Origin of the sequence: Breznakia sp. PFB1-19 (genome assembly GCF_029893935.1) — a bacterium.
In the GTDB taxonomy this organism is placed as follows: Bacteria; Bacillota_I; Bacilli_A; order Erysipelotrichales; family Erysipelotrichaceae; genus Breznakia; species Breznakia blatticola.
Map to the genome: position 1 here is coordinate 119,834 of NZ_JARXXJ010000005.1, position 14,009 is coordinate 133,842.

The 14,009-nt window shown below is 34.4% G+C and carries 8 protein-coding genes; 5 read left to right on the top strand and 3 right to left on the bottom strand.

The genetic code is table 11. The features are described 5' to 3' along the window. Positions 1 to 54 precede the first annotated feature (54 nt). Entirely contained in the window at positions 55 to 432 is a 378-nt protein-coding gene (locus tag M2098_RS04190) for a Spx/MgsR family RNA polymerase-binding regulatory protein (RefSeq protein ID WP_134169488.1), read from the bottom strand. A 575-nt stretch (positions 433 to 1,007) separates the two neighbouring features. Here M2098_RS04190 and M2098_RS04195 point away from each other — a divergent pair. From M2098_RS04195 to M2098_RS04210, 4 genes are all read left to right on the top strand, one after another. Next, entirely contained in the window at positions 1,008 to 2,741 is a 1,734-nt protein-coding gene (locus M2098_RS04195; protein WP_280682315.1) for an ABC transporter ATP-binding protein, read from the top strand. Positions 2,742 to 2,751: 10 nt separating this feature from the next. Beyond that, positions 2,752 to 3,282, top strand: a complete 531-nt coding sequence (locus M2098_RS04200) for a transcription repressor NadR (RefSeq protein WP_280682316.1) — start codon at positions 2,752 to 2,754, stop codon at positions 3,280 to 3,282. A gap of 84 nt (positions 3,283 to 3,366) precedes the next feature. Next, positions 3,367 to 5,997 carry a PD-(D/E)XK nuclease family protein gene (locus M2098_RS04205; RefSeq protein WP_280682317.1) on the top strand — a complete coding sequence of 877 codons (2,631 nt, stop codon included), beginning with the start codon at positions 3,367 to 3,369 and terminating at the stop codon, positions 5,995 to 5,997. Beyond that, entirely contained in the window at positions 5,994 to 9,119 is a 3,126-nt protein-coding gene (locus M2098_RS04210; protein WP_280682318.1) for a UvrD-helicase domain-containing protein, read from the top strand. Before M2098_RS04205 ends, M2098_RS04210 begins: the two co-directional genes overlap by 4 nt. Positions 9,120 to 9,154: 35 nt before the next feature. Here the strand turns inward: M2098_RS04210 and M2098_RS04215 are convergent, their stop codons facing one another. Next, positions 9,155 to 12,367 carry an FtsX-like permease family protein gene (locus M2098_RS04215; protein WP_280682320.1) on the bottom strand — a complete coding sequence of 1,071 codons (3,213 nt, stop codon included), beginning with the start codon at positions 12,365 to 12,367 and terminating at the stop codon, positions 9,155 to 9,157. A gap of 5 nt (positions 12,368 to 12,372) precedes the next feature. Next, positions 12,373 to 13,074: an ABC transporter ATP-binding protein gene (locus M2098_RS04220; protein WP_280682322.1), complete on the bottom strand. Its 702-nt coding sequence runs from the start codon at positions 13,072 to 13,074 to the stop codon at positions 12,373 to 12,375. Between the two features lie 115 nt (positions 13,075 to 13,189). Here M2098_RS04220 and M2098_RS04225 point away from each other — a divergent pair, with 115 nt between their 5' ends. Next, positions 13,190 to 13,813 (top strand): TetR/AcrR family transcriptional regulator, encoded by a 624-nt coding sequence (locus tag M2098_RS04225; RefSeq protein WP_280682323.1) that lies wholly within the window; start codon positions 13,190 to 13,192, stop codon positions 13,811 to 13,813. Positions 13,814 to 14,009 lie beyond the last annotated feature (196 nt).

The following is a 14,009-nucleotide window of genomic DNA, read 5'->3' on the forward strand; positions in this document are numbered from 1 at the left end:
AAGGTTTCTCACATATCTAAGTTGTGAGAAACCTTTTTATTCATTGATGCCTATTTACTCATTTCCAAACACGTTACGTGTTTCACTTGGAACGAATGCAGTGATTTCATCGTTGTCAAATCCAACTACGAAACTATCGTGATCAAGTAGAATTGGTCTTTTTAAGACGGTAGGATTCTCTTGAATAAAGTTTACTAAGTCGTTGACTGTTAAATCATCGATGTCCTTTCCTAATGTTTTAAATGCTTTTGAACGGGTAGAGATGATGTCATCAGTTCCATTCGGGCATCTTTGTAGCAAATACTTGATCTCTTCCTTGTTAAGCAGCGTACTTTGAATATTCTTTTCCACGAAATTCAAATTGTTCTCCTTTAACCAAGCTTTCGCTTTGATTGCACTTGTACAACCAAAAGATGTGTACATTAAAATCATATCTTCCTATTACTCCTTTCCTTTTCCCTATACTTATAATACCATAACTATTCTTTTAATTCCTACCATTTTTACCGAATATTAAACCAATTTTAACCGATTCTTAACAATGTAAGCGGATACGGAACAAAAAATAGGGGTATATAAAGAAATAGATATAAAAAAAGCCCTATTTTTCTGATTAATTATAAACCTACTATTTTGCAAGGAATAAACGGTTTGGCATCTAATCTTCTCAAAAACGTATAGAATGTGAGTAAATCTTAGGTACTTCGTAATTTAGACCCATAGTGCTTTGACAAGAAGGACATCAATTATCTACAATTCATTAAAATCTTCACACAAATTTCCATAAATAATTGATATTGTGCCCACTTGACGACAGTATTATATGTGTATACAAACGTTACACCCGTTTGTTGAAGTATCGACATAATCCTAGATACTTCATTATATTCTCCCTTTTAAATAATTAAAAAAATAAAGAGCTCGGCGGCTCTTTATTTTTTGTATGTGGGCATACGTTTTTTCAAATGTTCTATGTATGATATAATGAATAGCGTTTGGAGGTACTTATGTCAAAAAGAATGAAGAAGTTTTTATCCTATTATAAGCCATATAAAAAGATCTTTTTTACAGATATGTTTTGCGCTTTTGTCGCTAGTGCAGTTACTTTAGTATTCCCATTGATGACGCGTTATGTTGCCAATGATGTACTAGGTAGTGGTGGCTCTATCGAAATGGATACAATCGCAATTTTTGCCGGGGTATTTTTAGTACTCGTGATTATTGAATATATCTGTAATTACTATGTAGCATATCGTGGACACGTAATGGGTGCATTCATGGAAGCAGATATGCGTAATGAATTATTTCAACATTACCAAAAGTTAAGCTTTAGCTTTTATGATGATCAAAAAGTTGGACAATTGATGACGCGCTTAACCAATGATTTATTCTCACTTACAGAATTATATCACCATGGTCCAGAAGATATCGTTATTTCGTTTATTCGTATTGTGGGAGCCTTTGCGATATTACTAGCGATTCATGTTCCATTAACATTGATCATGTTTGCTTTAATTCCGTTTATGATTGTCTTTGCGATTTACTATAATAAGCAAATGAAACGAGCATTTAAAGCCAATCGTCAAAAAATTGGAGATATCAATGCACGTATCGAAGATAGTTTATCTGGAATTCGTGTAGTAAAAAGTTTTGCCAATGAAGAAGCAGAGATGAATCGATTCTCTCATGAAAATAGTTTATGGATTGATACAAAACGTAACTCGTATCATAAGATGGGTCGTTTCCATGCTGGAATCGGTGCCTTTATCTCAATGCTGAGTGTCATCATTATTATTGGTGGTGCATATTTCATTAGCATTGGGGAAATGAATGCAGGAGATTTGATTGCTTACCTATTATATATATCAAATCTAACCGATCCAATTAAACGTTTAATTAACTTTACAGAAACTTTCCAAGATGGAGTCAGTGGATTTGAACGCTTTATGGAATTGTTAGAAATTCATCCAGATATCGAAGATGCACCAAATGCAATTGAATTAAAGGATGTAAAAGGAAATGTAGATTTTGAACATGTATACTTCCGTTACAATGAGAAAAGTGATTATGTACTGCGTGATGTAAACTTACAAGTACGTTCTGGTGAATACATTGCTCTAGTTGGACAAAGCGGAGCAGGGAAAACAACGATGTGTTCTTTAATTCCACGTTTCTATGAACTAAGTGATGGAGTGATTCGTATTGATGGAATTTCAAATCGTGATGTTACATTATCCTCTTTACGGAATCATATTGGAGTTGTACAACAAGATGTCTATTTGTTTGCAGGAACGATTATGGACAATATTGCCTATGGAAATCCAAATGCAAGTGAAGAAGATATTATACGTGCAGCTAAACAAGCCAATGCGCATGATTTCATTGTTGAACTTGAAGATGGGTATGATACAGATATTGGATCACGTGGAGTTAAACTATCGGGTGGGCAAAAACAAAGAATTTCGATTGCTCGTGTTTTCTTGAAAAATCCATCAATTCTTATTTTTGATGAAGCAACAAGTGCCTTAGATAATGAAAGTGAAAAAGTTGTCCAAGAATCACTTGAACAACTGGCAAAAAATAGAACGACATTTGTGATTGCGCACCGCTTATCTACAATTAAAAATGCACAACGCATTGTGGTTTTAGGTGAATCAGGAATTGATGAAGTGGGAAGTCATGATGAATTACTCGCAAAGAATGGTGAATATGCAAAATTGTATGAAATGCAATTTAGATAAGGAATAAATCATGGAAAATAAACCAAAAAAAGAAGCGCTAACAAGTCAAAGACGCGATGCAATTTTAGATGATTTAAAACATACAACAGAACCATTAAACGCAACAAAACTCGCGCAAAAGTATGGAGTATCAAGACAAATCATCGTTGGTGATATAGCGATACTAAAAGCTAGACAAGAACCAATTGTGGCAAGTGTTAAAGGATATTTATACCTACGTGAACATGACGAGTATTATACGATTGCATGTAAACACGAAGAATCACAAACAGGAGATGAGCTTTCCTTGATTGTTGATGAAGGTGGAGTCATTGTGAATGTAATTGTTGATCATCCATTATATGGTGAACTAATTGGTCAACTGGATATCCATTCACGTTATGATGTAAAAGCATTTGTGGAAAAAAGTAAAAGCTTAGGTGCTCGTAACTTAAGTGAATTAAATGATGGCGTCCATTTACATACGATTCAATGTCCAAATGAGGAAACATTTGAACGGATTAAAAACGTATTGCGCGAACATCATTATTTATACGAATAGAGAGAATGCGATATGACGTAAGAAAAATTACGCATGTCGCTTTTTTTGTGCATGGTCATATCAAAAACATAGTATAATACAACTATGAGATTACAACAGATCAAAGAACATACCATGATTTTAGCACCATCCTATTTACACAAACAATTACGTAGTGATTTACTCAAGCAGACAAGTGGCTTAGCAAACGTAAGTATTATGAGTGTGGATACGTATCTAGCAAGTTTACTAAGGAATAACTATGATGCATATCCATATCAATGTTACTTAGCGATGCAAGATTTAGCACTTACGTATTTTGCGGGTGTAAAAGATAATACCGACTTCGTAAATGAAGTCGTTCAATTTGTGGATGATGTAAATTTCTATGGTATAGATGCAAATCAATTAAAAGAAAGTGATGTCTATTTAAAAGAATTGAAAGACATTGTTTTTAACTTGCTAACAATACCAAGTGCAAGCAAGGAACAACGGGAACGATTGTATGCTCTTGATGGTGCATCAAATATCGTAATTATCGATGACTTTGCAAATGAAAGACATCGATACATTTATGATGCGCTTAAACAAAAAGGAGCAACACATATTGCCCCAAATCTTGTTCAACCAAACAAGGAATTTTACTATGTCTTAAATAAGAAAGAAGAATGTGAAGCTGTGGCACGTTATATCATTGGACATGATATTGATGTGAGTAAAGCAAAAATGACATTGTTAGATACATCGTATCAACCATTTATTGAACAGATATTTGATCGTTACCATATTCCGTATTCATTTCAAAGTTTACGTAAGAAAAATCGTATGATTTTTTCATTCACGAGTTTACTTGCGTATTATCTACAACCAGATAGTGAACATTTAGCTGCCTTATTTGAAACAGAGGTTTTTGTTCATCCAAAGGCACAAGCATTTGTAAATTATGTGCAAAGCTTTCAGTGTACACTTGAGGATAGTTTTACACGCATGGAAGATCATGTTGATGCTGCTCACAATACCATTGATGCAAATACGCGCGAAGCATTCAAAAAATTGGAACTTGATGCACGTGAAGTAAAAACTGAAGTATATGAGAAGCTAAAATATTTACTATCATGTTCTTTGCAAGAAGCAATTGTATACATTGAACAACTTGTGGTAGATAATAGTAGTTTTACAAGTATTGAAGATGTGCAAACCATTCGTCAAATTCGTAAAGAAATTAAAATTAGCTACACCTATATAAATGAAAAAACAATTTCGTTATTTATTGAGCGCTTAGAAGCATTGCAACTCAAGCAATCCAAAGAAATGTTAGGCTTACAAATTGGTGAACTTACACAGCCGACAAAAGAGATGGACTACCATTTCGTACTAGGTGCTACAGCCAATCATTTTCCTGGATTTGTTGCTAAGAGTGGCTTGTTTTCAGAAAACTATATTAAACATACTGACTATCCAAGTTTAGAAAGTCGTTATGAATTTCATGTACAACAAGCAATCGATTCCTTGCAGACAAGTCAAAATCTTATCGTGTTTTATGCAACCAGTGGACTTGATGGAAAGGTTCAACAACCTTCACTAGAAATAGAAACACTGATGCAACAACAAGCAAAACCATATCCATTACCATTTGCATATCAAATGTATCAAGTTGATACAAACTTACAACCAACATATGCAAAAGCATTATTTCAAAAAGATGGAATGTATATGGGTTCAGTATCCGCTTTTGAAATGTATGCAAACTGTCCATATAAGTATTTCTTACGTCATGGTTTGAAAATCTATGAAGAAGCAAAAAATCCATTAGATAACTCAACGACAGGTACACTCATGCACTATATTTATGAGTCGCTTACTTCACAAATGGGAAAAAACTATGCTAGTGCATCACGTGCAGAAGTTGCACATTTGATAGCTAGAGAAAGTAAAGCACTTACTGATGTATATGTGCAAAATGCAAAACAACTACAAATGAGTCAAGAACGCCTATTACAATCCCTTATGCAAAATCTGGCATATTTAGAAATGTTTGAAGAAACAAGTCATTTAGTACCAACTGCTTTTGAGCATGAATTTTATGCAACCATTCCAACAACACATGCAAAAGTAAAATTACATGGATATATTGATCGTGTGGATATGAATCGTGATTTTGTTAGTGTTATTGACTATAAGAGTAGTGCAAAGAAATTGGATTTAAAAGAAGTACGTAAAGGTATGAAACTACAACTTCCTACATACTTATATGTGGCACATCATGAATTTCAACGTCGTCCAGTTGGTGCATATTACTATAGCTTACAAAATGGAAAACAAGCAGCATATTATGCAAAGATGAACCGAGGAAAACTAATCGAGCAAAGCGAAGAAGATCGTAAACAAAACTTTGAGAAAACAAAGAAATTATCTGGGTGGACCACATCCACGGATTTCCAAGTAATGGATCAGGATGAACGCTTTATTGAGGGTATTGCAAGAAAAAAAGATGGAAGTTTTAGTGCATCAACAAAGATTTATAATATTGAGGCAGTTGAAGCATTATTAAAAGCAAATCTAGAACGAATTGTGGACAACTTAATGCAAGCTAATATTCGCATTGAACCAGTTAGTTGTGCATACTGTAAATATCAAGATATTTGTCATAACCGCAAAGATGGATATGAAAGAGATATGCTAGATGTCGATCAAGATATCTACTTAGTTGGAAAGTTAAAGGAGGAAAGTCAGTGAGTCTAAATCAAGAACAACAACGTGCAGTTGCTGCTAGAAATACGAACATTCTTGTATCTGCAAGTGCTGGTGCTGGAAAAACAAAAGTTTTGATTGAACGACTCATGTCTTTAATCACACAAGATAAAGTAGAGGTAAGTGAAATACTTGCTATGACTTTTACAGAAGCGGCAGCAGCAGAGATGAAAAAGCGACTTGCAGCATCTTTATCAAGTACGTACGAACAAACAAAGGATCCGTTTCTAAAAGCGCAACTGGCAAATTTAGAAAGTGCAAACATCTCAACAATTCATGGATTCTGTTTGCGTATTTTAAAAGAATATTACTACATGATTGATTTACCAAAAAAACGTGTCAATCATCCATTAGATGAACAACAAGCAAGTATGCTAAAAACAAATGCACTAGAAAGTGTACTGGCATATGCCTACCAGCAGCCATGGTTTCCAAGCTTTGTGGAAGTTTTTAGTGAACGACCAGAATCACTAGGAACTTTAGAAGCGTCCATCAATCAATATGCAAATGTGGTAAATGCAAAAGCAGATCCACAAGCATATATAAAACACTGTATGGATTATTATAAACCTATTGATATAATTGCACAGTTACCTAAAGATATTCAGCACTATTTCTTTCAAGGAATCGAACTAGAACTAGATGTACTTATTGATGCACTAACACAAGTAGAATTCGAATTTAGTGATGAAAGTAATCTTGTAAAAGAAGAGCGTTACCAAAAAACAAAAGATGCCATTCTTGCACGTGATTATGAAAGTTATCGTGCAGTACTAAAAGCAACTGTGCAACTAAAAAGTCCAGCCAAAACCAAAAGTGCATATTATACGACAATTGCAGAAGTGGAAGATCGTTTACTGCAACAAGCATTTAGTGAAAAAGAGTATGTGAATTTCCATAATGCGAATGTTGAAGTTATGCATCACTTTATTGAGTTAACCCAAATGTTTCTTGCGCATTATGAAGAAGAAAAGCAAGAACACGAGTGTATTGATTTTTCGGATATGGAACACTATGCAATTGCCATACTACAAGCAAAAGGTGGTCATGTCGCAAATCTTTTAAAGCAACAATTTAAAACGATCATGGTGGATGAGTTCCAAGATAGTAATGATGTTCAAGATACCCTAATCAAACTCATTGCGAAAGAGGACAATGTCTTCCGGGTTGGTGATATTAAACAGTCTATTTATGGATTTCGTAATGCTTCACCAGAAATCATGAAAGGCTTTATTGATACACCTGATGCGAAAAATGAAGTGATTTTCTTTAAGTACAATTACCGTAGTAAAGAAAGTATTGTAGAATTTACCAATCAGTACTTCAAGGCACTGATGAATATTGAAGGACTTTCTTCATCTTATGAAAGTGATGATATTGTTAGTGTGGGTCGTGACCAACAAAAAAAAGATAATGTACCTGTGCAAATTCACATTATCGATAAAAACTTAAAGAAATCCGATGAATGGGTAGAAACACCAAATGATTTAACGACTTCATATATTGCCAATCAAATTCTAAAAATCAAAGCAGAAAAAGGATATGCCTTTAAAGACTTCGCAATTTTAGTTCGCGGGAATGCCAAAATGAAAAGCATTAATGAAGAATTAAGTGAATTAGGAATTCCTTGTTTTTATGCTAACGCAGAGGATTTTTACAAAAATGTAAGTATTACATCCGTTATTTCTTTTGTTAAGGCGTTGGTGAATATGCATGATGATCATAATTTTATTGCTTTATGTACATCTTGTTTCTATCAAATTCCTGCAAATGATCTAGCAAAAGCAAAACTAGAAAAAGCTGAAGATAGTAGTTATGCAGCCTATTTTGAAAACGATGAGCGACTTGCATCTTTCTATGAGTTACGTGAACACATTTATATACAACCAGTTTCAAAAGTGATGAAAAGCATTTACGATATTAATGATTTCTATATGTCGTATACAACTTTACAAGATAAAGCAAACTTAGATTTACTTTATGAAATCGTATGTCAGAAAGAACAAGAAGAAGCAATGGGGATTCAGGGCTTCTTACGTTATATTGAGCAAGTACAAAATCTAAAAGTACCAGAAGCATTTCCATTAGGTGAAGGAGATGATGTCGTACGTTTGATGACGATACATAAATCCAAAGGATTGGAATTTAAAGTTGTCTTCTTATTAAGTTCGCAAAACAAGAATGCACAATCCAATTTTCTAGCAACAGATGATGAACTTGGAATTGCAGTTGACTATGTGGATACCAAAAACTATCAGATTTATAATGATATTAGTAAAATCGCAATTAAGAATAAACAGTATCTTAATTCACTTGAAGAAGAACTACGTGTTTTGTATGTTGCTATTACGCGAGCGGAGTGTGAAATGCATGTTGTTGGAACGGGAAATGAAACCGAAATACTTGATGCAAACTTCCAGAACTTCTACAATACCAAAGGTTTTCTATGGTGGATGCGTATGGGATTACATGACGTTGATGCATCACTGTACCACATTGAGTATGTTGATGAAGTGTGGACAAATCAAACACAAGAAACAAAGAAAGTGGAATACACGCAAACGTATTATGATAAACAAACAAGTGAGGTTGTATTTGCTTCACCTAGTGATAGTGAGACATTTGTGCAAAAACCACAGCCATTCTCTTTGCAAGAGGACGTTGGATTTGAAAGAGGGAGCAATCTTCACCGTATGGTGGAAATCTTACCAAATACAACTTGGGATGATGCATTACTAACACAAGTAGCAAACACAGAAGCGATTTCTTTAGATGCACATGATATGCAAGTCTTACAAAAACTACAAAATGAGCATTTGTATCAACAAGCATCAAGTTTTCATGAAGTGTATCATGAATTTGCATTTATGGTAAAAGATGATCAAGAAATCATGCATGGATACATGGATTATCTTGCAATTGATGAAAGTGATGTAATTATGATTGATTTTAAAAGTGATCGTGGTGTAGATGAACAAGTTCTATATACAAGATATCACCAACAAATTAAAGCTTACCAAAAAGCATTACATATTTTATATCCAACAAAGAACATTCAAACGTATATTTATGCATTTGAATTAGCAAAAATGATTTTAATTAAGTAAAAAAGTGTCACATCCATTTGGATGTGGCACTTTTTTTAGTCTACCGATTTTAATGCTTGTAGCATATCTTCTTTACGTAGTTTTTGATTGACAAAAATACCAAGAATAAAGGTAACTGTGGCAACTAAGATGATTGAGACAATAAATCCCATCAGACCAGTTGTTGGATCAAACATTACGTCTTCAGGTGGAACAACATTCAAGATATATAAGTGGAGCAATCGACCAAAAATAAATCCAGTCAAAATACCAAGAATGGTTAATGTAATTGTTTCGCGATAAATATACATGGTAACTTCTTTATCGTAGAATCCAAGAACTTTAATCGTTGATAATTCACGAATTCGTTCAGAGATATTGATGTTTGTGAGGTTGTAGAGAATGACAACAGCCAATAATGAAGCAACAATAATTAATACAGTCATAATCATATCTAAAGCATTTACAATTGTATCAATTTGAGTGATTAAAGTTGTGTTTTGCACGATTCCTTTAACACCAGGTAAATCCATAAATACTGCTGCTTGTGTATTTGCATTAGCAATTGAGCGATCATGCAAACTAACAAAGTATGCGTTGTCTGTATAGTCTTGGTTGAATACTTGTTCATAGGTAGTTTCATTCATGAATGCAAAGTGTCCCATATACATCTCACAAATTCCACCAACTTTCATTTCGTAGCTATTGTTGTTTGCATCTTGCATAACAATAGTATCACCAATACTAACATCAAATGACTTTGCAAGACGTTCACTGATTATGATACTTCCATCTTCCAGTGAGATTTTTTCCTTGCCTTTTCGTTCTTCTAAGGTAATATAATTACTTAATTTTGCAGGGTCACTTGGGACAAGTAGTTTAACATCTTGCTTATCACCAGACGCATTTGGTGTGACATGTAATTCACTATAATGAATTGGCATACTATATTTGATAGCATCATCACGTAGTTGTTTTTCTACGTTATCGCTTTGTGTTTGTTGGATCGTTGGATCTTTTGCGATGATCATATCATAGGTGATAATTTCATCAAATTGGTGTTCCCCAATTCCTGAAATTGAGTGTTGCATGCCAAACCCTGCAAATAACATCGTTACTGCACCACAAACACCAAAGATGGTCATAAATGCACGCTTTTTATAGCGGAAGAGATTTCTTGCGGTGACTTTGTGTGTAAAACTCAAACGTGACCACAAAGGACGAATTCTTTCTAGTAGAATTTTACTGCCTGCTTTTGGTGATTTTGGTTGTAAAAGTATGCTTGGACGATTTTTTAGTTCACGACTTGCCACCATATATGCCGGTAGTACTGCACTAAGTAAAGATAGAATCAGTGCAATCAAACTAATGGTGAAGTAAAAGTGGAATTCAATAGCTGGAACTGTAAAGCCAACACTATACGCTTTATAAACGATAGCAGGCAATAGTGTATGTCCTAGAATGGTGCCGATGAAGGTTCCAATCGTTCCTGCAAGTAAACCATAAATTGTGAATTTTTTACGAATGTCCTTGTTTTCATAACCAAGTGCTTTTAATGTTCCTAGATTGATTCGATCTTCATCAACAAATCTTGTCATGGTAGTAAATGTTACTAATGCAGCAACAAAATATAAGAAGATTGGAAATACATTTGCTAAACTATCCACAATTGTGGCAATACTTCCATAGATTTTATATCCTTGCGAACCAGGAGTTTCTTTTCTTGATTGAATTGCATATGCTGGTAACTCTAAAGAATCTAAACTATCTTCATATTGCGAGAGTTTTGATTTTGCATTAGCAAGTTCTTTTTCGATATCACTGCGTTTTGCATCGAATTCCGCTTGCTTACTTTGATAAGTTGTTTTACTTTCTTGTAAGGTTGCACTTGCTTGAACAAGTTGATTTGCACCTTCTGTTTTCTTTGTTTCAAAGCCTGCTTCTTGATTTTGTAGTTCGATTTGTCCTTGTTGAAGTTGCAGTTCACCAGCACGAATTTGACGATCTGCTTGATCTAATTGCACTTTCGCATTTTCAATAGCGGTTGTGGCTTGTGTAAGTTGTTGCGTGTAGGTTGTTAGATTTGCTTGGACAACTTGTAAAGTAGCACTCGCTTCTGCTTTTTGCTGGTCGGTAGCAGTAGGATCATTGATCACAGCTTGTAAAGTTGTTTCCTGTTGCTTCAATGAAGTAATGGCAGCTTCTAATTGCGGTTTGCTTTCGTTATATGTTTGCAATTTTGCTTGATAGGTTGTTAGATTGTTTTGATAGGCATTTTTAGCCTGTGTTAAAGTAGTTTCGCTTTGTCTAAGAGTATTTCTAGCATCATTGAGTTTTACTTGTCCATCTTGAATGGCTTGATTGTACATCGCTTGTTTGTTTGCTAGTTCGAGTTCACCTTGTTCAATTTGCAGCTTTGCATTTGCCAATTGTTCTTTTGTGTTATCAAAAGTTTGTTGTGCATCTTGAAGGTTTTTATTTCCTTCATCAATTTGCTTTTGAACATCTGCTTTAACTGAATGCAAACGAAGTTTTGGTTGGTCAGCTAGTAATTCATTTAGTTCTTCTTTGTGTTTGAGTAATTTCGTAGCATAAGTATCACTATAGGGGTCTATACTGGCAATATCCTCATACGTAAGTCGAGCAATCATATATATATCACTATCAAATGCTTCAGTTGAAATGACTGCGTAGTGTGATAAATCTCCGGTACCAGCTGTGGATGCACCTTGATTTACATTGGATATAATTTCCGTTGAATTTACAAAACCAACGATGGTAAAAGTGTCTGTGTTTAACGTAGTGTTTCCACTTAAGTCTTTTTTCTCATGAAATGAAATGGAATCACCAATTGCATAATCTTCGCTTAAGTTTTCTTGTAATGCGATTTCCTTTTTGCTTTTTGGCAAACGTCCTTCTTTTACATCGAATGTTGAGATACGTTCTGTTTTAGAAAATAATCGAACTGCTGTATGTTCATTTTTAATAGTCACATCTTTTAAGTATCCATATTCAATATCTTTGGCGGATGCTTGATTGATGATATTTACATCTTCTTGATTTAATCCATAGTCTGCAATAATCGATAAATCTGCAGTATGATGGTCTTGAAAATAATTGTTTCCAGTCACTCGCATATCAGGACCAGTTACCTTGAGCCCAACAAGAGCGAATGAACCTAATGCCATCAAACAAACAATAGAGAAGAAACGACTCTTTGATTTTTTGAAAGAGCGAAAGATTTCTTTACGTAATGCTAATTTCTTCATTGAAATCACCACTCAATCTCACGAATTGATTTTGGTTGCTCATTGATTTCGATACTTTGCACCTTGGCATCACGCATACGGATGACTCGATCTGCAATTGGTGCTAATGCTCCATTGTGTGTCACGATAATCACAGTTGCACCTTGCTTGCGTGACATATCTTGAAGGATTTGTAAGACCTGTTTACCTGTATTGTAATCAAGAGCACCCGTAGGTTCATCACAAAGTAGAATTTTTGGATTTTTCGCAACAGCACGAGCGATGGCAACGCGTTGTTGCTCTCCTCCTGAAAGTTGGGTTGGAAAGTTGTTGATTCTTGATTGTAGACCTACACTTGTTAAGACTTCAACAGCATCACTTGCATCTTTCACAATTTCGCTGGCAAGTTCAACGTTTTCTTTAGCTGTAAGATTTGGTACTAAGTTATAAAACTGGAAGACAAACCCGACATCATTTCGTCGATATGTAATAAGCTCTTTATCTGAATATGCTGCAATATCATGGCCATCAATAATCACTTGGCCACTATCATTGCGATCCATACCACCTAATATATTTAAAATTGTCGATTTACCAGCACCAGAAGCACCTAAGATAATCGCTAGTTCACCTTTCTCAATTGAGAAGTTCACCTTATCGTTTGCGGTGATCGTTGTATCACCCATCTTGTATTCTTTTGTACTATCAATAATATCAATGTAACTCATAAATTACCTCCTTTATGAACAACGTGTTGATTTTGGTAAAACCTAGTATATAATGTGTTAAGTGAATCTTCAATAATCAAAATATTGGGATGTGTTCATTTAAGGAGTGAGATATTTGAGTACACAAAGACACACAGAAACAACAAACAAAATTAAGAAAACCTTTACAAAACTTTTAAAGGAAAAAGGGCTTGATGCAATGAGTGTTACAGACATTGCACGTGGTAGTAAAATAAATCGTGGAACATTCTATTTACACTATTTAGATAAATATGACTTAATGGATAAAATGCAAGATGATTTAATCCATGATTTGACATTGATTTTGGATGATCAGATAGAAAGTGCAGAAAGTAATACACCATCAAGTATCTTTAGTTATGCGCAAATAGTGAAAGCATTACAATACGTAAAACAAGAATTTGCATTTATTGAAACTCTCTCTGGTGAAAAAGGGGATCCAAAGTTTGTGGCTCGTTTTAAAGCATATATTGCAGAATTGATAAAAGAAAAAGTACAACATTCGCAAAATCTGAAAATGGGCATGGATTATCTTCCAAAAGATTATGCTGATGAGGTTTTATTATCAGGGGTGTTTTCTATTATTTTACTATGGATTGATAAAGGTGCAATTGAAACGCCAAAGCAAGTTGCTGATATGATTATCCAAGTTTGTGAACAGTCCATGTTTGGTCCGTTTCAAGTGGATACAGCCAAGACAAAAGAAAAAGAGCTTTGAGCCAATGTCATTAAGTTAAGGATTGCACTAAACGTATAACCAGTTGAATAAAAATGGTTATACGTTTTCTTTTTCAGATATTCATAACGTTGTTGTGACTTTACCACGATGAAAATCGTCCAACTTAGTGAACTTTTCAAATTTTTGATTTATAATGAAGTCAGTTACGAGAAACGGTAGTTGATATTGATAAGAC